At 56.5% G+C, this 23057-nt stretch carries 10 protein-coding genes; 3 read left to right on the forward strand and 7 right to left on the reverse strand.

What is annotated here, in order from left to right; genetic code table 11:
- Positions 1-906: 906 nt before the first annotated feature.
- From NDI65_RS19965 to NDI65_RS19995, 7 genes are read right to left on the reverse strand one after another with little or no spacing between them, the layout of a single operon-like run.
- The gene (locus tag NDI65_RS19965) at positions 907-2883 is read right to left on the reverse strand and encodes a phospholipase D-like domain-containing protein (RefSeq protein WP_310894159.1); all 1977 of its coding nucleotides are present in this window, start codon (positions 2881-2883) and stop codon (positions 907-909) included.
- Positions 2873-8332, reverse strand: a complete 5460-nt coding sequence (locus tag NDI65_RS19970) for a DEAD/DEAH box helicase (RefSeq protein WP_310894160.1) — start codon at positions 8330-8332, stop codon at positions 2873-2875. Before NDI65_RS19970 ends, NDI65_RS19965 begins: the two co-directional genes overlap by 11 nt.
- On the reverse strand, positions 8329-13818 hold the full coding sequence (locus NDI65_RS19975) for a DEAD/DEAH box helicase (RefSeq protein ID WP_310894161.1): 5490 nt from the start codon (positions 13816-13818) through the stop codon (positions 8329-8331). Before NDI65_RS19975 ends, NDI65_RS19970 begins: the two co-directional genes overlap by 4 nt.
- 39 nt (positions 13819-13857) lie before the next feature.
- Positions 13858-14613 carry a hypothetical protein gene (locus NDI65_RS19980; RefSeq protein WP_310894162.1) on the reverse strand — a complete coding sequence of 252 codons (756 nt, stop codon included), beginning with the start codon at positions 14611-14613 and terminating at the stop codon, positions 13858-13860.
- 2 nt (positions 14614-14615) lie between these two features.
- Positions 14616-17975, reverse strand: a complete 3360-nt coding sequence (locus tag NDI65_RS19985; protein WP_310894163.1) for an S-layer protein — start codon at positions 17973-17975, stop codon at positions 14616-14618.
- Positions 17972-18835, reverse strand: coding sequence for a hypothetical protein (locus tag NDI65_RS19990; RefSeq protein WP_310894164.1), 864 nt, complete (start codon positions 18833-18835; stop codon positions 17972-17974). Before NDI65_RS19990 ends, NDI65_RS19985 begins: the two co-directional genes overlap by 4 nt.
- A 2-nt stretch (positions 18836-18837) precedes the next feature.
- Positions 18838-19665, reverse strand: a complete 828-nt coding sequence (locus tag NDI65_RS19995; protein WP_310894165.1) for a hypothetical protein — start codon at positions 19663-19665, stop codon at positions 18838-18840.
- A gap of 347 nt (positions 19666-20012) precedes the next feature.
- Between NDI65_RS19995 and csa3 the strand changes: the two genes are divergently transcribed.
- The 3 genes from csa3 to NDI65_RS20010 all read left to right on the forward strand — a co-directional run bounded on the left by csa3 (position 20013) and on the right by NDI65_RS20010 (position 22241).
- Positions 20013-20663 (forward strand): CRISPR-associated CARF protein Csa3, encoded by a 651-nt coding sequence (gene csa3 / locus NDI65_RS20000; RefSeq protein WP_310894166.1) that lies wholly within the window; start codon positions 20013-20015, stop codon positions 20661-20663.
- 61 nt (positions 20664-20724) lie between these two features.
- Positions 20725-21198: a hypothetical protein gene (locus NDI65_RS20005; RefSeq protein WP_310894167.1), complete on the forward strand. Its 474-nt coding sequence runs from the start codon at positions 20725-20727 to the stop codon at positions 21196-21198.
- The gene (locus NDI65_RS20010) at positions 21198-22241 is read left to right on the forward strand and encodes a hypothetical protein (RefSeq protein WP_310894168.1); all 1044 of its coding nucleotides are present in this window, start codon (positions 21198-21200) and stop codon (positions 22239-22241) included. The genes NDI65_RS20005 and NDI65_RS20010 overlap by 1 nt, the downstream gene beginning before the upstream one ends.
- Positions 22242-23057 lie beyond the last annotated feature (816 nt).

A 23057-nucleotide genomic window follows, 5' to 3' on the forward strand; every position in this document is an offset into this window, starting at 1 on the left:
CAAATTAGAAAAGTGGAGGGTAATAGCTCGTCTTATTCTTGGGAAAGAGTTAATAAACTACTCTACTGACAGGCGAGGAATGAAATTGTCTCCCTCGATAAGTCGATTGGGATGATGCAGCAGATAGAGGACGGAAAAATAGAGAGTAAGAGGGGTAACCGGTCAAATTAGTCAATTATTTACTCTTTCTCAATCCGATGGAAGTTCAGCATACACTCCCGCGGAAGGATTCCTCCGTGGTAGTAGCGAGCGTCGGTAAGTCCGCTTTTGCTGTTGTACTGCCGAGGTTTAACGAGCAGTCGAACTGACTTGTTCAGATATTCTGTTCCGGGTGTCTGACCTGTGACTCGACCACCTGTCCTGCATCCGCAATGTCGTCTCCTGCGATTCGCCGGTATTTCACCTCGCCATCTCCGTGGTAACTGGAAATCAATTCCATTGTCGTCCCCTTCGGCAAATAGTTCCCCACGCAGCTTGCGTTCGTCTTCGCTGACGATTTCGAGAATGTTTCTGTCCAGTCGGGCGTTCTCGTATCGCTTAACGGTTTGCAAAATTCTACAATGTCGAAAACAACATAATTCGATAACGGCGTAAGGAGACAACGACAAACGCATTTCACACAGGAAGATTATGGCTTGAAAACTACTGTCACAAGTACGGATAACCGCTGCTATCCGAACTATACACCCTACTGTTTCCAGAGAAACGATGTCGGTATGCAGATGACTTAACATCATATTCAATTCAATGACGATAGAAATCTTAGGGGTGTTAAAGCGGGCGGTCAGAGGCACAACCCAACGCCCGCATCACAGCGTTCTCGGTCGACTATTAAATCGTCCACGTGAGCGATCGAACCACCTCAAAAAAATGACCGCTAGGAGCCTCAATTGCGGTCTACTGCAATTACGTGTAGTAGGAAGGGTAGAAGGAGCGACGAGGGATCTCCTGCAGACTGCTGAGATCGACTTCGTCAGCCTCGGAGAGCTCCCAGACGTGGTCGAAAAAGTCGATTGCGGCGGCGACGAAGTTTGAGTTCTCCGTATAGACCCCACATTCGGGATTCCAGTTGTAGCTGTTCTCCATGAAGTTCGCCGAACCGAGGAGTGCGGCACCCTCAGTTGCGTGTCCAATGGTCTGAAGTTTTGCATGGATGCCAAACTCAGCGAGGTCAGTTTCGTCCGTCTCGCTTGTGATCCGCTGATATTTCTTGTATCGGGAGTACGTCCGGATAGTGACATTCTCGCGGTTCTCCTCGAGATCGCCGAGGAGATTGTCGCGGAGTCGTTCCCACTCCCATCGACGTTTCGTGTGCCGAGTGAGGAGGCGAAGTTCGTAGCCGTCCCGGAGGAGACTCCGGAGCTGTGAGGTGTACTCGGAGAAAGTGTCGTCATCGTATGGTGTCATGATGCGGACGACGCGTTCGTCAAGGTCACGCTCTTGGCCTCGTGTGAAGAGGCGATCCGTCATTTCGGTAAAGCGGCGCAGATCGTTATCCCGCTGGTCCTTCCAGCGTTTCAAGCGCGCACGTTCTCGTCGTAGTGCGGGCTGGTCGTCGACGTACTGCTCCATGCGTTCCTTCCCGAGAGCTTCTGGGTCCGGGAGGGTATAGACGAAGTATGTCGGGGCAACAAGATCGTCGTCAACACCCATGACGAGTGATTCGATGATGTTTTCCCTCATTCGCGGTGCTTCCCTGAGCGTGACATCGGTGAGAGCGTCGAACCACGAGAGTCGCGTGTGGAGTGCGTCGAAGAGATCATCGCGGAAGCCGTCGTAGCGATCAGTCCCCTCCGGGGCGGACGGAACAGCGTCGAAGGTTATGAGGAGATCATCTCGGAGCGAACAGTCGACACCCGGAAGGTTGGAGATAGTACGGTAGAGTGGGTAGGGATCGAGATCCAGGGTATCGGTGAGTGAAGAGAGAGCGATCGAGTGGAGGGTGGGATGAGTGTGAATCGTGGCGATGAGGTCGAGTGTCTCCGTGACAGCCTCGCGGGACGGATCGTCTGGAAACACGTCCTTGACGAGGTCGCTATCGACGGTCGCGTCGTCGCATTCGACAGAGTGGTCCTCTGGGTCGAGAGCGGTCTCGAAGATTTCTGCGTGGTGGGCAACGGCGAGTCGGGTGTCTTCGATCGCGTTGGTAAGTTCGGCAACCGGGGTTCGTTCTGGTGAGTCGAGCTCAATGGTGGCAAGTGCGTCGAGTGGGGCCGTCTGGTCGACATCCGCTGGTGTGATAGTCGTGTTAGTGTAGGTTGTCGCGACGCGGGCGATGAGACGAGAGTTGTCGAGTGCCGTGAGCGCGGTGATGAGCGTGATTGCCGTGTTCGGGCGTTTCGTGTGCCGTTCAAGTCGGTCGACCGTCTGGGTAATCGTCTCACGGTTGAGGATGACACCTTCCGGATAGAGGCTGATGAACGCAAGTGAGGAGAGGAGTGGTGCAATGAAGACCTCGTCTTCCGCGTCACGGACGAGCGTGTCGAGTTCACTTCGTGGGAGGCGATCCGTATCGATGGTGGCGAACTCACGGAGTAGTTGTTGGATACGCGGTAGGCGTCGAGTGGCGACGAGGCGAACAGCATCAGCGGGTCGTTCGCTCGCCAAGACGAACCGTCCGCAGTCGGTCAGTTCGTGGGTATCAGTAACGAGTCCGAGTTTGGTGAGGAGGAACAGATGTACATCAGCAATGGTTTCAGGAGCGCGCTCATCGTTCGTCTGGAAGACGGTAGCGATATGATGTGGTCTGAGTGCGTACGTGAGGTTGGTATCGGTTGCGACGGCGCAGACGGCGAGGTAGATACTCTCGGCTGAGACGCCCCAGAGGGATTCTGGGGAGCGAGTACGGATGTCGGCGACCTCGGCAGGGAGGCTATTCGTCATCGTCCGCCTCGATCTCGCGCTGAGTGAGTGTCAATCCTGCGTCGATGAGCGCCATGAGGTCTTCTTTCGCGATTGTCTCAGGGTCGTTCTGATTCTCACAACCGTACTGGTAGATGCAGAACGGACAGCCATTGTCACAGCTACATTCGAATGCGTCTTCGATGAGGCTGATTGCAGTGTCGAATTTCTCCCGCGTGTTACCGGACCCCATCGTTAGGAGGACGGTGACACCGCTACCGCCAGTTTCGTTGTCGAAGATGTAGGTTCCGTCCTCACCGAGCGATTCGGGGACGGCCCGAACGCCGACGCCGCCAATGTACTGAAGCGCCATTCGGACTCCGTGCGAGAAGGCGTGCTCCAGGTCTTCGTCGTCGAACTGGATACGGACAGCCTTCGTGTCGAACTCGGTTGCGAGGCGGACGACGTCCGTGTTCTCAGTCGAGTGTTCGGGATGACGCATACAGTAAGCCGTCTCGTCGTCGCGTGCGATGACCCCATCACAGTTTTCCTTTCCACAGAGTTCGAAGACGTTCGGTAGCGGATCTGACCCGCCACCAACGTAGTGAGCTTTGAACTGACGGACGGACGAGTTGATGGTGACATCTCCGTAATCGAACCGTCCTACAGAGTCACCGTCGTCGGTCGTGATGGCGAACGCTCTCTCTGGTTCGGGGTCGAACGCAGTCACATTCGTTTCAGTAGGTGCGTAGGTGTCCTGCACCTCGGAATCCGACTGGTACAGCCGAGTCGGGAGGAGGGGGTCGCCGTTCGGCAGTTGACCGAGTACGAGGTCGGACTTGTACGCGGTGACGCGCTCGGGGACGATCGTCTTCAGGCGCTTGAGGTCGGAGCCGCACTCCTCGCAGGGGCCCTCACCAAGGTCGTATTCGGCGCCGCACGTCGGACAGATCGCGGCGGTGCTCTCGAGTTGAGAAGTCTGATAGGAGTGGGCGCGTACGCCGGTGACGACGTAGCGCTGATTGTCCGAATGGAGATAGGCGGCACCGGGATGGAGTTCGGAGAGCGCAATCCTGATTGGCCGAGAGTGCAAGTCGGCGGTCACAGACTCGAAGTCTTCACCGATAAGTTCGTATTCTACTGTATCCTCGACGGAGCGGAGACTGAACGGCGTGGTGCTGTGCTCTTCGAGGAACGACCCGTAATCCATCCGTGCAAGTCGGTCCAAATACTGGTTTAGATTTGCGCTCCGACTCTGTAGTCGATCACGCTCGTCGCGCTGTTCAACGCGATCATTCGAGTTCTGTCGGCGGCGGTTTCGCCGGCCACGTGACTCCAGATTGAGTTCGTTGAGCTGTGTTTGGACCTTATCGAGTTCGTTGAGGATGTCGTCCTCAAAATCGAAGTAGCTCTCGACGAACTCGTCGACGAATGTCGTCATCGCCTCCTCTATGACGTCCTCGTGTGCGTTGACCGCAGAGACGACACGGCCGTCGCACTCCGGACGACTACACGGACCCTCGTAGCCGGCCTCGTGCTTCCGACCGCAATCACGACAGTAACTGAAGCCGAGAATGTCCTCAAGCCAGTCGCGTACTTCGGTTCGATGTTCCTCGTACGCTACCTTGAGCGTCTGGAGAGGGGCTTCCTCGTCGACGAACTGGATCGCATCGTTCTCGCTCGCGAGAAGTGCGGTGAAGGTCACGATGTCATTTGGCCGCGGTTCACTCCGTGGGACGAGATCGTCCTCACAATAGAGTTCGTCAACGACATCGCTGCTCTCGCGACGCCACGGAATCCAGCATTCGGCGGCGAAATAGTCGAGGATTGCCCACGTCAGCGAGATACGAAGCACCTCTTCGTTCGTCTCGTTGAGTGGGACAGGCTGGGGTTTAGCCTGAATGAGTTCGTTCGGCTGTTCGTAGTAGTAGTAGTCGATCGGGTTTCGCTGACTGATCGAGTGGACGAGTGACGACCCGGACTGTCGGCCTGCTCGACCGATCCGTTGGAGGTACGAGTTCGTGTTTGGCGGGGTACCGTAGAGGAGGAGCGCATCGAGGTCACCGATGTCCATCCCAACTTCCATCGCCGGTCCAGAAGAGAGGAAGTTGGGGTAGCGACCCTCCCGGAACTGATACTCGATACGGCGGCGTTCGTCCTTCTCTGTGAGCCCGAAGTAGGCACGGGAGACGAGCAGTAGGGGGTCCGAATAGTTCACGCGGTAGGCTGTGAGGTCGAAGTGAGGGTGCGTGAACTCGCTACGGGCCTCGTAATCAGCGCTGAACGTGACCGTGTCGAGGTCTGGGCCGTGGTCAGCGAAGACCTCATCGAGCGTCGAGTAGAACGACTCCGTTGCGGGAACGTACGTTATTGGCGTCTCCGCGTCGACGGTCGTGCAGCAAACACAGGATTCGTCAAATCCGATGAGATATCCGGAGTCGGTCTCGATGCGACGGAGGACGTCCTGATCGATGAGGGATTCGACGTGTCGACCCGCATCCTCGATATCGTCACTGAGCGATTCGACGTACTGCTTGCTCTGCCCGTTCAAGGCCTCGATGACGGCCATCTCACCCGAATCGAAGTCGCTCAAGTCGATGTCAAGGCTGACATCAAGTAGGCCATCGGAGGGAAGATGGTCACGACTTCGCCAGCGGTTGTTGTAGCGCCCGCGAAGGACGCGTGCCGCGACTTCCTCCTTCAGGAAGTCCTCGACGGACTGCCGATAGCCCGTCATAGCTTCCAGTAGCCCACCATCGCCCTCAGTGAGCATATCCTCGTACTCCACGGCACGTTTGATGACTGTGGACTGGAGTTCAGCGAGCGAGACCCAGTTGTCGTCAGCCTCATCGAGTGTGTCAACGACGAGTTGTGTGACGAAGAGCGTCTGCTCAGGTTCGGTGAAGTTCCGGTTGAGTTCTTTCATGTCCGACTGGCTGTCAGCGAATGAGAGCATCTTCGCCTCCCGGAACGAGTCAGGTTCGTTGACGTCCGCGATCTCACGAAGGAAGTACTGCGCGGTCGTGACAGCGGTGTTCCCGGGGCCGCGGATCATCGACTCGTAGCGCGATGACTTCCGGTAGGTCTTCCGGGGGTCGTAGCAGGGAACGGCACCGTGGAACGACGAAGGTTTTCGAATCTGGCCGAGTTCGTCGACAAGTTTGTACTCGCGGAACCCGCGAACTGTCGGCGAGATCGCAGGGTCATCACAGCGACACTCAGCACCCAGCAGGAGATCGGTGTCGCAGTTCGAGCAGTGGTCAATTGCATTGATGTCGAGCAAACCAGTGCGCGCGAATCGCCGTTTCCCACAATCACAGGTGTTGGGCGGTTCGCCGAAATAGACTGCATCACAATCAGGGTCGCTGCACGACCAACCGAGATAGCGCTTCGGACGGAGCATCCCTCCGCAACTGCACTGGTGGCCGGCCTCCTGTTCGTGGGCGTCGCCGCAGTCCTCACAGTAAAGCACCGAATCGTCGCTGAGCGGTTCGAGGTCGTTTGAGTGGCAGTTCTCACAAACAACCTCCGTCCCGGTCTCCTGTGTGATGTCACACTCGGGGTTCCGACAGACGAGGTCGTCCTGATCGTCGCTGAGGACCATGGCGGTGTCGCAGTCCGGACAGTGAGTAATCCGGTCGATCTTCTGTTGATTCCAACACCCAGAACACTCGTAGTAGGGGCGCCAGACCGTCCGGATCGTCTCCGTTCCGCAACTGCACGTATGGTCTTGGAAGTACTCGAAGCGGCCCTCACCAGACGTGACGTTGAGTGGGGAGAGCCGTTCGCAGTCCGGGCAGAACCAGGACTCGAGCGCCTCCTCACCGCAGTGGTTGCAGTAAGCGAGTTTTGTAACGAAGTGATGGCCGCACTGAGTGCACTCTGACTGCGGCGTGTCGTAGACGGCGGCACAGTTCACGCAGGTGTAGTAGCCGTCGAGCGGCCAACTGAAGAGGTGAGCCCGACTCTCGAGGACACCGGATAGCTGACCGAGCGTGACGAAGTTATCGACGAGTCGGCCAGCCTGGTCATCGGTGAGGTCGTACGTCTCCGAGAGCGTCTCGCGAAGGTCCGCAGGACGCTGCGCCTCCTCGTGAAGCGTCGTATAGAGCGCGCGGACGATGTCGAGGTCGTCGCCGCGCTCGTCGAGGAGGGTGTCGTAGAGTCGGTCGCCGGCGATGCGCCGTCGTTCGCCAGAATCAGCATTACTGGGGAGTTCCCCGATAACATCTGCGACTAAGGATTCGGCGGGCGTCCACTTCGAAGACGTATCGGCGAGAAGACCCGGGTCGGCGGTGCGTTCAACGAGCGGGGCAGGGAGGTCATCGGGGAATTGGCACTCAAGCGTCCGTGGGTCCTCTTCGACAACGGTGATGTCCGCGTCTGTGAAGGGGTTGATGCGCTGGAAGATTGCACGCTTGTTCTCGACGGTCGCGCTGGCGCCGACGAGTCGGAGATCGTCGTCCACGTCATCATTGAGTCCGAGTAGTGAACGACGAGAGCGGAGATAGCGCCGCATGAGTGTCGCGGTGAACGAACCGAAGAGTTCGGAGTACTCGTGGATCTCGTCGAAGACGACATACTTCGGCTCCGTGACGAACACGGCCTGTTCGTCTTGCTCGTTGATATTGAACAAACGATAGTTGACGGTGTCTGGGTTGGTGAGGAGGATGTCGACTTCAGCGTCGACGATTTCCTCGCGCGTGAGTTCGATGAAGTCGAGGTCGACGTCCATTTCGGTGGCCGAATCGTGTGTGACACGATAGCCGTCCTCGGTCCGTTCGACCGTTAGTGAGGACGAGCAGTTGCTGCATGGACACTCGAAGTACTTGAACGAGGTGTCGAGATACGAGTAAGCGTCCGGGTCGTTGTGCGGGGTGTCACCGTCGAAGATGCCGACGGTGATCCGGTCGGTACCGGTTCGCGTCTCGTTGAGCGTAGAGAGGTACCCGATGAGGCGCTTCAGTTGATCCTGTGCAAGCGCTTTCGTCGGATAGGTGAGGACACACTTGACGCTCTGCGGATCGGCGTCGTGGTAGCCAGCTTTCGCCTCACAGATGTACTGGAGAATGGGGATGAGCCAACTCTCGGTCTTGCCGCGACCGGTCCCGGCGGTGACGAGGGTGTGGTCGTCGGCGAGTATCGCGTCCGCTGTGTCCTCTTGGAACGCGTAGAGGCGCTCGAAGCCAGCCTCAGAGAACGTCCGAACGATATCGTCGTGGAGGCCGTCAGGCGCGTCGTCGGCGATTGACGGCCGGGTTTCGGCGAACGCTGGCCACGGAGTGTCACTCTGCCGTGGCAGATTGAGGGCCTGGAGGAATGGACCGCGCGTCCGCATGAATTCGGGAAGTCGATCGTGGAGCGACTGCTCTGTCCCGCCCTCGTAGCGCGAGATGATGTCTTTGAGCGTCGCGGTGTTTTGGCTGGCGACGTAGTGGTCGCCATATGTGCGCTTCAGGTCTTCAGCATGCTCAAGTGTGTTGTGGGTCATGGGTCAGTAGCTGGCGAATCGGTGGTAATTGTATCGACCGGTGCAATCGTCGGCAGTCCGAGCTTGAAGTAGTCGAGAACGCTGCCGCGAGCGAACGACCGTGGCTGGTTGTGTTCGTCACAGCCGTACTGGTAGAGGCACAATGGACAGCCGTCCTCACAGTCGCAGACGAAGTGGTCACGGACCAGTTCCATCGCGTACTGGAAGTTCCGGAAGTCACCAGAATCGCGTTCGACGAGGAGTTTGGCGATGTTCGCACCACCTTCCTGAGCGTCAAGCAGATCGACATGGTCGTCGGCCGTCGTTTCGTTGAGCTCCCTGATATTTACTCCGCCGAGCGACTGAAGCGCGACGCGGAGGCCGTGAACAAATGTATGCGACTGCTCGGTGTCGTCGAGTGAGACACGGATGCCACTCGTCTCGTAGGAGTACCCAAGGCGGACGTACTCAGAGTCGGCACCGCGTCGATTCGGACTATGTTCGGGATCCGCGGAGCACTGCGCGTGCCCCTCGTCGTCACGATAGATTATGCCTGTGCAGTTCCCCTCGCCACAGACCTCGAAGAGAGTCTGGCGTGGATCGGTCTCGCCGTTCTTGTATTTCGCGCGGTAACTCTGGGTGTGCGTGAGAACGGTGTAATCCCCATACTCAAGCGACCCAATCGGAGCGCCGTCTCCATCGTGAACGCGGAAAGACTCAATCGGTTCAAATTCCAAAATGGACGTCTCGCGTTCCGCATAGGTGTTCTGTACTTCCTCTGCCGGCTTCTGGTAGAGTTTGCGGGCTGGCTCACCATCCTTGCTCATGCGGAGATCGTCGCGGTGGGCTTCGACGCTGTCCATCGCGACGAGTCGACGGCGTTTGAGCGGGGCGTCGTGGTCACAGGGGCACTCGGACGTGGTGAGGGGGTGCGACGTGTGGCACGCACTGCAGACCTTCTCCTCGGCGAGGTGGTCGGCATCGGTATCGGCGTCCACGACTTGCTCGCGGAGTGTTGAGGAATCGAAGTCGTCTGTTCGAAGGTGACTGACGACGTATGTCTCGCCGTCGTCGAGGTACGCCGCTGCGGGGTAGAGTTCCTGAATGGCCATGCGGACGTTCCGTCCACCGTAATTACCACCGACATCGCGACGAGTGTACGCGCCGTCCTTTTCGGTGACTAGCGTTAGTCCGACGTTGTTCGAGACGTTCCGCATGGTGAACGCGAACTTACTGGTGCGTGCGTTCTGGAGGAAGTCTGAATAGGGTTGTCGCTCGAGCGTGTCGAGGTGGTCCTGAAGTGCACGGATACGTTCTGCAACCGCGCTCTCGCGACGGCGAAGCCGCGTCGCCTCATCACGTCGAGCACGCCGTTTCTCTCGACGGAGGGTCGTCCGCTCCTGGCTCAGCGCCTGCTGTTCCTCGATGAGCCGGTTGCGGTACGTCCGATACTGGTTGAGATAGCGGTCTTGGAAAGACGCCACCGCCTCGTCGACGATGTCGCCGAACTCCACCTGCGCGTCGAGGATTCGGCCATTGCATCCGTCCACACGACAGGTGTCGACAGTGTCCGAGCGATCGTATTTCGCGCTACAGTCGGTACAGTACTGGTACGCAAGCAGGGAGCGCAAGTAGTCACGAATCTGTCGCTCGTTGTCGCTGACAATCGTTCCGAGCGCGGCGAGTTTCGAGACATCGGTGGCAAGGCCAAGTTTCGAGACGGGTAGCGTCATTAGATGCGTGAGCTTCCCGTAGTCGGAATCGTCGGTATCGGTGTCACGACGTTCGAAGTCGTCCCCGCCTGAAACAGTGGCGTTCGGACCCCAGCCGTCGACCTCCCAGGGCACAACGAAGTTCGCTGCGACGTAGTCGAACACAGCCCACGAGAGTGAAACACGGAGGACCTCCTCATTGTGCTCGTTGAGCGGGACGGGTTTCGGATCTGTGCTTATGAGGTCCGTCGGTTCTTCGTAGTAGTAGTAGTCAATCGGGTTACGCTGGCTGACGCTGTGGACGAGTGAGGAGTGCGAACTTCGACCGGCGCGGCCGACGCGCTGGAGGTACGCGTTCATGTTCGGCGGCACCCCGTAGAGGAGAAGCGCATCAAGGTCACCAATGTCGACACCGAGTTCCATCGTTGGGCCTGAGGAGAGGAAGTGAGGGTAGTTGCCCTCTCGGAAGAGATACTCGAGTTCGCGACGCTCGCGTTTGTCCGTCATCCCGAGATAGACTTTTGCGATTAGGATTCGCGCCCGAGAGTACTCGGCGCGGTACGCCCGTTGATGGAACTGAGGACTGGTTGGGTCGGCCCGCTCCTCGAGTGTGGTGTCGAAGGGGACTAGGTCACGCGATTGGACGCCGAGCTGGCTGAGCCACGACGGCGAGAACCGGCCTGACCCAGGATTGTACTGGATGCTGTCGGCGTCACCTGCGAGCGTCAACTCAAGCACCATCGGGTTCAGTGAAAGATAGTCGTCGCTTCCCCCGTCAAGGACGCCGCGCTTGATTAGCGCATCGATGACGTCGCCGCGTGTGCTGTCTCCGAATCGCTCCGGGAGTGAACCGACGGGACAGCCGTTCCCGGTTTCGACGACGCCCCGGAGGAGGTCACGCTCGGCATCGGAGAGGTCCGCGAGTACCCCCGGATCGACGCGGACGTCGACGAGGCCGTCCGAAGCTAGCGAGCCACCCCGCTCTCGGAACCGTTTCGTGTAACTGTGTGGGACCGCCCGTCGACTAAGTCTGTCCCGGATTGCCTCCTCGGTATCCATGAACCGGCGAGAGCGGTCGACGAGATGCTCCTTCAAGTCGAACGAGACGTCCTGGAGGGCACGGGGTGGACTGAGTTCGTCGTGAAGGATGTCGATGCACGCCAACGATTCCGTGAGCACGTTATCGAGCGTCAGCCACGAGTCGTCGGCAGTACGAATCGCTTCGACGAGTGCTTGATCGAGGAGTGTCTCAACTTCCGGTTCGTTGAAGTCCCGTCCGAGTTCCTTCATGTCGCGATGGGAGTCGGCGAACGACAACATCTTCGCCGACGAGTAGTCCTCATCGTCCGCGACCCCGCGGAGCAAGTACTGAGAGGTCGTGACGGCGATGTTGTTCGGGCTGCGGACCAACTCGTCGTAGCGCTGTCCGATCCGATACCCGAGTCGCTGATGACGACACGGAACGACTGACGTATGGTCGCGAACCGGAACGATGCGTCCGCCGTTAGTGATCGTCTGATAGGACTGAAAGGCGTCGGCCTGCTGTTGGTGCTCCGGATCGTCACACTGGCAGGATGACCCAGAGAGGACGGCGGTATCGCACTCAGTACAGTGGTCATTCTCGAACACCTCAAAGAGCCCCTTCTTGACGAACACCTCCGTACCACACTCACACTCCGTCGGGGGAGACGGCGCGTGATAGTCGCGCGTACATCCCCCGCGGACACATATCCAAGGGATGAGCCGGGTGTTCTCGACCGAATGCCCACACGCGCACTGGCGTGGGATGTCTGTGGCATCGTACGCCTGCCCACAGGACCGACACTCGACGGCCGCGTCACTCCGTCGGAGGACGCGTTGCTCGGAACCGCAGGCGGAACACCCTGAGTCAGCGGATTTCGCTCGGCCACATTGTGGGTTCGTGCACGTCCACTCGTTGACAGAGGTACGCGTCATCGCCGCATCACATGTGCAGGTCTCAATGACGCTGCGCTCTTCCACAGCGCCACAGGACTGACACTCCAGTTCGGGCGTGAACGACACTCGAAGCAGACGCACCTCGTCATCGCGTGCGGCCTCACACCGTCCACAATACTGCTCATCTCGCGAGGCGAAGCTTCCCTCTTCGGACGGCGTATAGGACTCGAGTTGATCACACTCGGGACAGTACCACGCCACAAGAGCTTCCTCAGCGCACCGACGGCAGTACGTCGCACGCGTGACGATGCCCGAGTCACACTCCGCACACGAGTCATGTGGGGAACGATAGACGGCCGCGCACTGTGCACAACTGTAGAACCCGTCGAGCGGCCACGAGAAGAGGTGGCTTCGGTTCTCCAGTAAGCCCGAGTACTCGCCGAGCGTGCGGAAGTTTTGGAGAGCAGTCTCCGCCTGTGAGTCAGTAAGCGAGTGTGCCGTCCGGAGATCGTCGAGGAATGCCTCGCGCGTCCGCGGTTCCTCGGCGAGTTCTTGATGGAGATGCTGTACAGCGTGTATGACCGAATCGTTCGACGTCGAGGTGAGATGCTCGAAGAGTGCGTCACCGAGCAGTTCGTCGAGGCTCTCGTTGTCGATCGAACCCGGGTCGTCGATGGATGGATCGAAAGAGTCGAGCGGGGCCGGATACGGTCTCTCACCACGAACCGCGCGACGCAACTGCGCGACTGTTATGGGCTCGTCGTAGAGGACCTCGGGTATGTCGTCGAGTGGTGGTGGGTCGAGTTCGCGGGGGTTCTCGTCGACGTGCGCGACGTTCGTTGCGCCACTGATGCGGCGGAACAGTTCGACGTCGTTCTCGACTGTAGCACTACTCGCAATCACCTGCGGGGCGCCGATGTCGCGTGACTCACGTAGTGCGCGGATGCGCTTCGTAAGCGTCGCCGTATAGCTCCCGAAGAGACCGTCGTAGGTGTGAACCTCGTCGAAGACGAAGAACTGTGGTTCGTAGACGAATGCGTCGTGTTCGTCGCTCGCGTTGGTGTTGACAAGTTTGAGGTTGATCGTGTCTGGATTTGTGAGGAGGATGTCGACGCCCTCCTCAAGGATCTCGTTCTTCGTCAACCGGAGGAAGTCCAACGGAACATCGTCGATGCACTGCTTCTTTTCAGGTTCGAGTTCGTAGCGCTGGCTGGCGTTTCGGACGTGAACACTCTTTCCGCAGTTCTGGCATTTCTCGAGCGAGTCGTTGTAGCCCGGGCATTCGAAGTACTTGAACGTCGCATTCAGGTAGCCCTCGGCACGTGAGGACATATTGCCCGGAGTGTCTCCGTCGTAGATTCCGACGGTGATGCGGTCATTCGTAGGAAGTTCCGCGTTGATCCGATAGAGGTACTGAATAAGGCGTTTTAACTGGTCTTGGGCGAGGGCTTTCGTCGGATAGGTGAGAACCGCTTTGACATCGTCCGGGGCGCTCTCATCTACTTTTCCCTGATTCGCGTTGAGGATGTAGTCGAGGATCGGGATGAGCCACGCTTCGGTCTTCCCTCGGCCAGTCGCAGCCGTGATGACGGTGTTCTGTCCGTTGAGGATCGTCTCGACACTCCGCTCTTGGAAGTCGTAGAGGCGGCGGAATCCGATGTCCTCGAACGCGAGTCGGACGAGCGGATGAATACCTGCCCGCTTGCTAAACGAGAGCCAAGACGTTGTGCTCCAGTTCGCAACATCAAGTGCCTGCAAATACGGACCACGGAAGCCGATCACGGAGCCCTCGCCGTTATTGGTGGCTTCGAAGCGATGTGCGACGTTTCGCGCCGCACGTCCACCAGCTCCGATGAAGTGGTTCCGATAGGCGTCCATCGCCGCTTCCGCACGTTTAGCAGGATTCTCCATTGGCGTCTATAGACTCACCTTGATTGTCGACCGGAGTTCGGGGACATTTAGCATCTCATTGACGCTCGTATCCGAAAGGTCATCGAGGTCGACTTGGCCCTCCTCACTAAGCGTCTTCAGATCTTCAATCGTTTGATCGCTGAGGCTGTGGCGTCTCTGGAAGCCCTTCCAGTCCGTATCGAGGTTCTCGAAGGCCTTCTCGAGTCCCCGCCACTGTGACTTTAGGCTGGAAACCGACCCATTGGGATTGAGGATGGACCTGACAAACGACCGATACCGACTGATCGTGCCCATCGCGTCTGGATCCTCGCCAACGATCTTCTGAATGCTCTCCGCGGTGTTCGCGTCGTCGAGTTGTCGACGCTGAATCTCTTTTAAGTGTTCGTTGATGAATCGCCGAGCGTCGTTCACGTCTTCCCGTGTTTCTCGGATCTCGTCGATATGATTCGACAACGACTGGCCACTTTCGTCAATCATGTCGAGAACGTCATCCTGAGAGACGCCTGTAATCGAGCGCGCCTTGTCACGGGCACTTGTCGCCTTCGACGGGAGGGAGCGTCCGAAGACCTCTGTAAGGATTCCCACCTGCTGTTCGAAAACATCAAGCGAATCCTCGAGTTTATTAAGCGCTTGATTCAGTTCCGTCAGGTGTTCTTCAGCTTTGTTGACTCGCGCTGCCGTGTTCGTTCGCGTGTCGTACTGGTCTGCCTTCTGTTCGAGGCTATCGAGTTTTGACTCGAGCGCTGTGGTCTGTATAGCCATAATTAGTTTCCTCCCAGTGTGGTTTCGATGGCATGCCGCCGCTTCTCGTACGTCTCAAACTCTGAAAGGTCTCTGACGCGGTCACGGAAACCGACATCTTCTGGGAGCGTGACGCCATCTGCTTCCTCGATCATCTCCGCGATAGCTTCGTAGATCTCCCATGCCGATTCCGCCGCACGACTCTCCTCATAGTCATGAAGCGTCGCGATGAGCTCGTAGCCATGTTTATCGGAGATGTCCTCGAACGTCCGCATTCGCTGACGGAACTTCCCTAGGTCGATCTCTGCGTCGCCCGCTACCGCTTCACGAGCTTCTTTCCACGACTCGTACTTGCTTGCGTCCAGTTTATCGAGGACGTCATGGAGTTGCGAGAGTGCATCATGGAGGTCGTCCCGGTCGTGGCTCGGTTCATAATAGGTGGTAACCCTTTCGATGGCTTCAGTAACGTGCACGGCGTTCTGTTCGGCCGAGACATCGTCGAGCGTCGTCGCATAGTCCTTCACGCGGTCGAAGAGGACGTCGACGCTGTAGCCAGTCGATCGAGTGGTGCTAATCTGGTAAGCGCTGGAGAAGTCCGCTGTGTCGATCTGCATGGCCTGCAGTAGGTACTGATCGAGGTTCTCGGAGACGCTCTGGACCGCCTTCGAGAGACGTTCACGGTCAACGACGTTCGACTTGAGGAGAAACAGTCCTTTCGAGAGGTGGTACGGAGCGTTTCGAGACTTGAGGAGATCCAGCGTCGCCTCTCTTAGGGCAGACGGCTGTTCGTCTTCGGCACCAGGGATGAATCCGCCCTCTGGTGGTTTCTCGAACATCATGTCGGCTTCGATCTCACGTCGACCGGTCTTCGCGTTGAGAATGAGGAACTGCGCGAGTACGGTGAATTCCTCGAGCGTCATCGGGTCAATGCACGCTTCCAGATCGGCACGCATCTTCGCTCGGAAGTCGGCGACCTGTTTGTCCGTCCACGCGCGGAGGAGATCGTAGTTGAGGTCATATTTGTCTTCTTGGGGGAACTCGCCCGACTCGCTAATGCCGTACCAGAATAGCGGTTCGTAGATATCGTCGTATTCAACACCGAAGTCGAGCTCGAAGCTCATCCCCTGACGCTCGTCTGCGCCGACGATTGTGACCGGAATGTCTGCTCCACGTGTGTAATAGATGCCATGGACACCGTCGTTACGCGCGTTGAGGTTGCCGAGGAGAGTCGGGTCGTGCCACTCGTTTAGAACGCCAGCGGTCCCCTTACGGAGGACTGTCGAACTGTCGTAGGTGTCACCAACCTTGATCCAGTTACGGTACTGGAGGAGGTACTCTTTGACCGTCGTCGAGTCGAGGTCAGTCCCAACGGGAATGTGGATGTCCGAGCTCTCGATGTCGATTGTCGTCTCCTCGCATGCGTCGCCATAGACTGCCTCGACGGTGGCTGACCCAGTATCCGGCGCGTTGAAATGAATCTTCCCGTCACTACGTGTTTCGCCGAGTTCGTTATCGTCGATGGAGACTCGCACACCCCTTCGCGGTTCGCCATTTACACGTGCTGTGACGGTGACTTCGTCACTCACCGCTGGCGTCTTCGGGTTGACCGTGACCGAAATAGACGTATCGTCAGATGGTTCCACGACGGTAACGGCTGTTGCGTCTGTCTCACCATCTTTCTCAGCCTGGAACGTAATATCTCCCTTCTCGTTCGGAAGCCGAACGGAAGCGAAACCGTCGGAGTCGGTCGTCGCGATCTCGCTACCGTTGAAACGAATCGTAACGTCTTCCTCGCCACGGTTGTCGAGCGTCGCCCGTAGCGTGATGTATTCGCCGGGATGGAACGTTCCCTCACTAACCCCGAGATTAAGTGTCGGAGCCGGGACGTCCGCTTGGAAATATGCCCAGTCGTCGTCGATATCGACATCGGTCAGCGGAACGTCAAACGTCTCAGGGATCTGGCGGTGAACGCGGAGTTGGCGATCCGTCGTTGCGCTCCCGTACCACTTGCCGAGTCGCTGGAGACTCTCCGTGTACGAGAGATCGACTGGGGAGGGGAACGGTTCCACGTACGGGTTATCCTCGATCGCGTCGAAGGGTGGAACGGTTGAGCTCAGGCACTCTCGAATGACTCGCATCAAGAGTAGGCGGGGGGTTCGACGTTTGTTTCCATCCTGAACGAGATGGTTGTAGGACTCCTCGATGAACGTCTCGTTGAACGGGTACAGACTGTCGAACGACTCGAGGACACCATCGGCAAGTGACTCGTCCATATCTGACTCATCAAGGATAACCGACATGTATTTCCGGGCGAGTTTGACGGTGAGGTCATCGTCGAGGAAGTACGCCCGACCATCCTCGTCCGTCGTGCTAAGGTACCCTTCTGCACGGTCCTCCATGTACGTGCTGATGCCCTGGCTCGTACCCAAGGCACGCGAGAGGTCATCCTTCTCCCAACCGGACGTCCAGCCAAGTACGACGTCGTAGTGACCGCTGTCGAGTTGGAAGATGTGATCGAGGAGTTGTTCTTTGAGGACGGTGAATGTCGTAAGATCCTCACAGATGAGGACGGGACGGAGATTTCGTTTCTCGTATTCCTCGGAAAGTTCCTCGAGTTTCCCTTGGAAGTCTTCGACACCGAGGTTTCGGGAAAGGATTTCGTGGACTTGGCTCTGTAAAGCGGGAAAGAGTGTATCGCTTCCCTTCGTCGAGCCGAAGGCCGCCATTGAGAGGTCCCTGTAATCCTTCTTCGTGATGAGGTCTGACATCCGCTTTTCGCCCTCACTCGTCGCGGATTCCTGATACTCCGCGATATTTTTCTCGAGGATTGACGAAAGGTCGGCTGCATTCGATCGATCTACAGTAAGGGCATCGATTTCGTCTTTACTGAACTGCTCCATCCCCGCACCGAACGCTTGAAGCGTGGTAATGATCGCGTCGGCAACCTTCTCGGGGTCGAGGTCCGAGACGTTACTCACAGTAACGTCGGTGTCGATCGGTCCAGAGATGATGTCGAGTATATCGCCGATCCCAGTCTTACTCCGGGACACGTGGAGTGCGATGTGTGTCTCGTCCCCCTCATTTGGATCAGCGCCGATCTGGTATTCGAGCCACTGACAGAGCTGGCTTTTCCCACTTCCGGTCTCGCCACGGAGGATGAATATCCGATTGTCGTCGTCGACCTTTGATTTGAGGATAGCGTCTCGGAACTCCTCCTGCGTGACGAATTCGTCTGTTCCCTCGTGCGGGAAAAGGTAGTCTGCTCGGATCTTATCGATGTCTATGTGTGTCTTCAGGAACTGTTCGCGAGATTTTTGATGAGCTTCCGGCGTCAGGTAGTCACGGACGACGCTATCATCCCAGATCTTGGGCATTCTACTCATTGGGTAATCACCTGCTCAAACTGCGAGAGCGGATACTGATAGGTGGGCGAGTCAGGGAGTGTAGCTAGGTCGTAGACGTTGACCGACCGGGAGCGTTGTGTATGCACGGATTCAGGGAGCGTGACTGTGTCTCTGGCGTCGGACATCCCACGGAGTTCGAGAACGTCTTCGGACTCCATATTTTGGAGGACGTCAGAGATCGCAGGATGGACCCGAGGCGAGCCAGTCGTCGTCTCGAAGACGTTGAAGAAGTTCTCTTCAATCCATGTGAGAGCGCTATACAGGTCTGTGCTGTCCTCCTGTTGTTCATAGAGTTCGAGAAGATCATAGAGAAGGCGACGACACGGACTCAGGATCAAGCCGCGTGTTTTCGTCTCGGAGACTAACCCGAGTTGCGTACTGAGCGCCTGCCACATGCGGAGTTTGGTCTCGTTCCATGCGAAGTCGTACTGGTCAAGTTCACCCTTCACCCGCGGGAGGAGAACGTCGAGAGTGACCGACCGATCGGCGGTTTCTAGTGCGACATTCTGAATCCGCGTCAGATGATTCTTCGGGAACCGTTGCTGGCGGAGGTGATAGAGGAACCGTGCTTCGAATTCGAGATTTGGGAACATGTCACGGTTCAATGGAGAGACAACACGGTCGTCACCGCCGCGTTCGATGAGGTCAATCGCGTGCAAGAAGCTGATGCAATTGCGGACGTTGTCCTCCTTCTCGTGTGCAAAGTCCGAGACAATGTTCTGAACCGTCCGATTGCTCACGAGCGACTCGTAAACGGCCTTTAGTTCGGCTGAACGAACTGTGTTGTAGTTGATCAGCACTCGATCCGGCTTGTTAACTGCAAATTGATAGTCAGCCATGATTAGCGAAGGTGTGGGTCGGTCTGCTGGTATTCTTTTAGCTGTTCTTTCTCAAACTCGCAAACACGGAGTGCATCGAGCATCTGATTCGCGACGTACCGGGTTTCACCACGCTCAGTCCACGATCGGAGTGCGTCACTGATACGCTCGGAATACTCGTCAAGGACATTCTCGAGATCGTGCTCGATGAAGTAGTAAAGCGGTTCCCAGACGGGACTCTCTTTGGGTGCACGCGTGTAATCGTAGATGTTCTCGAGAGTGTCTGCGGGTGCGTCGTGCTGTTTGTGGTATTCGGAGGCCCGGTGATAGTGGAGATTGCGTGTCTGAGACGCCGGTAGTGCGGAGTCGACGTAGTCACCGAGGTAGTCGGCAGAGAGTTTCTTGTAGTCTTTCACGGCGACGTCGTAGTCGTCAACGATAGACCGCCCCGGCTTTTGGATGTACGTCGGGAGACGAGGCGAGGTTGTATCGGTGACTAGGATGTATCGCTCGCGTTCTTCGGTGGCACGTTGGAGTAATGCTCGGACGAGTTCTTCCTCGCCGTATTCCTCGACTCCTTCCTGAGTGGTGATATGGACGAGAGGGAACTCGATGTCATTGACGGAGTCCACAACGTCCCCCGAAGAGTAGTGAGTGTAGTCAATGAGTTTGAAGTCATTGTCGTAGACGTCCGCATGGACGACGGTGTCGATGCCGAGTTCTACGAAGAAAGGTATACTCCGGAGTTGTGCACGTGCGTGTTTGTTGCGCTTCTGGAGTTGCGGGTCCCGCATGACGACGGTCGATGTCGTCGTCTTCAGGATATCCTCGATAGAAGGCAGACTAGGCACGTTCTCGCATGGGGAAGGTTGTGTCATAAATCCATGGTTGGGATTATCGATTTTGATGCCATGAATCGGTTTGGTTACAATTGGCACCCTCGTTGCTGCATAGCGATTCGTGGAAATGGATAGAACTATTAACGTATTATATCTGTCGTGGGAGCTACAACTATTGCAAACTGGAGAGAAATACAACACATGAGGACATAGATTCCGTTTGTTTCACTCGCGCAAATATAGTGAGTCCATAGATACTCGATTCCTAAGGGTGTGGCCACTCCGAAATAGTACACTATACTAGAACCGTTTCATATACGCGCAACAGTATTATATACGGGGAAGGGATGTCATAGGCAATGCGATCGTATATTGCACCCATAGGATACGATAGCACCCGCGTAACACGGCCTATACTGAGTCAGGGCATCGAGCGCAACACCCACATCGACCTCTTGATTCCGACCACAACCACAGATGATAGCCGCGGTACTCAAGCAATTAACGACGTTCGTCGGATGATCGAACAGATCGAACCAAGTGTTGACATTGAGACAACCGAGATACCGCACGACGATTTCGAGGTGGCGATCCAAATTTGCGGGACACTCATCGATGCTGCCAACGGGGAGGTTGTCGTCATCTTCGGAGGTGGAGCTCGGGATATCTTCTTACCTCTCACCGTCGCTGCGCTCTCGCGGACACACCATATCCACGCAAGCTATCAGTTCAGCGATATCGACGGCGAAGTCCGGGAACGAACCCTCCCCGACCTCACGGCGAACGCACCGACACAAACGGAGCCGACACTCGAGACCATCGTCACACTCGACATGCCGGTCTCACTTACTGAGATCACCGAGACCATGGATGTCTCGAAGAGTACCATTACCCGACACGTGAAGCTCCTCGAACGACAAGGACTCGTTACCTCTGAAACGCACGGCAAAACGAAGGTTGTTGAACTGACCACAACCGGACGCATCCTGATCTCTCGAACACGTTCTTGACTGGTCACCGAATCTAACCGCACCACCGTAGAGTTTTGCCTTCCGGTCGAGACGATACTCTATGGACAGGGCCTGGGTCACATCGATGAGTCCGAACGTTGAAGCGGTCGCGAACCCACTCGCAGCAGCCTGTGAATCCGGATATGTCCCAGACGAGATCTACATCCTCGGAAATCCAGGACTCAGCAGCTACCTCGATAGTGTCACATCGGTGCTAGAACGGATCGTCGTCGAATATGGGAGCAAAACACCTGAGATCACCGTTACGAACCTCGACAATGAGACGGAGTTCGGGCGGATCGTCGAACATTATCGCACACCGGTACTATCGGCACACGAGACCGACGGGACAGTAGCCGTCGACGTTACACCAGGACGAAAGTTCATGTCCGCGATTGCGTTTCAAGCCGGAATCCAATACGACGCCGATCATGTCTTCTACCTCTACCTCTCCGAAGGCCAGTTCTACGGGCGTATTTTCCCCGACGTGCCGAATCAGGCGCTTGACCTTATCGACTTCCAGGAGGTATTCTGATGTACCTCGAGCGAGCGCACGTCACGCACTTGCTTAATGCCCTGTACACAGAGGGCATCACCTCAGTCAGCGTGAAACACCCATGTGAGGATATCGGGGAATTACTCCGTCTCGATATCTCGAATCCGGTCGATACGACCGTTCGATTCACACAGGGCGCACTCACCTATCAAGATACCCGTGAGCAGATGCAGACAGCCTACGGTGAGCGTGTCTATAACGATCTTCCGGATGCTGAAACGTATGTGCGTGCGCTCGTCGCCGCCGGGGTTGTCGACATAGAGAACGTCGACGAAGTCGAGACGTTCTTCCATCGATACGGCTATCCAGATCTCGACGCCGGACACAAGCCGATCGTGCTCGGCATCGACACGAACTTGATGGCGTGGAGAATGCCCGATGTTTTAGGACTTGACCCGACGACGTACAGTAATTCAACTGGCCGCAGTCCAGTTAACGGATTTGGACTTGCAACGGGAGTCTACGACGAACTCAACTGGCACTACAACCATTATGAGACGCGGTCGCTCGAGGACGCATTCGGTCCGGAATTCGCTCGACTTGATAACCAACCTGCTGGTGCGAATCGAGAGGGACTCCTCGGCCTCTACGAATACCGGCAACTGCGCGACCATCACTACACAGACACGATCGAGAGCGAGAAGGGAGACGAGTCGATCGTCGAGGCCTACGTCGAGTACAACGCTAATAACCGCAAACGAGTCATCCTCCTCAGTAACGACTATGGGTTCGTTGAACAGGCACGTGACGCCGATATCCTAGCGCAGCACATTAGCTTCCCTGTCGACACCCCACGGAAAGTCACCGTGACGTGGGATGAGCTTCATGACCTTCTCTATATCCTCGCAGTACTCTTCGGTATTCTCGAGTTCCCCAAAGTAACCGTATACGGTGTCTGGAACGGAAAATCGGGAGATGACTGGAAACGATGTCGTCTCGATATTGACTGTCGGAGCAACCGTGTCAAGGAAAAGCTACGTAGAGATCGTGCCATCACGACCGAATACGAGACGAATCGATAGACTCGCCACGCCGAACCAACAGTGAGGACGAGCGCCGGTTGAGGAGTTACTAACTAAACAGTGTTATCTGATTATATTGACTAATTATTTGTTAGTTGCTATGTTAGTGATAACGGGATGTCGGTATCGTCAGCCAAGCACTTAGCTACGATTCAACCAGAGTGGGAGGATTTGCCGCTAGCGTGTGAGTTGCTTGAGTTGCGATACAAGGAACCAGAACACGATCTACGTGTGTTAGCATCGGATAGAGGTAATGTTGGTAGTAAAAAAATTCAACAAGTCATCCGTCTATTAAGGCTTCTCGGTCTTCTTGACGAAGGGAAATTAACGAGTACTGGTCAATGGTTAGCAGTAGTATTTGATCAACCGGTACAGCAGAGTTACTTCGGTTCTAAGTTGGGAATTGGCTTGAAATCCACACTCTCAACAACCGAAAAGGTGCTTCTCTGGATGGTTATTTACTACGAACACCATCTACCGGTGTTGGCCACTCTCCACCAACTTTCCACCGAGGTTGTCCCAACAAAACAGGATTCACCCGCGGTTCAGAGGCTAGCGGAGCGAATTAGCGAACTCTATCCGAGCGTCAATAGTATGAATTCATGGACGCCGCGTGCAAAAGTACACTACAAATGGATGACACACCTTGGATTATCAAGGGTTCACTCAAACAGATATATACTAACGGCGGACGGTAAAGCTGTGTTTGAACAAGTTGAGGCAGAGTGCCCTAGTGAATGGGAGTCAGCTTCTGTCTACCAAGGTACTACGCTATCCGACTTTTAGTGGTGTTTGTCTGATTATTTCAATGTGTTC

Source organism: Haloferax sp. S2CR25 (assembly GCF_031624535.1).
Taxonomy (GTDB): domain Archaea; phylum Halobacteriota; class Halobacteria; order Halobacteriales; family Haloferacaceae; genus Haloferax; species Haloferax massiliensis.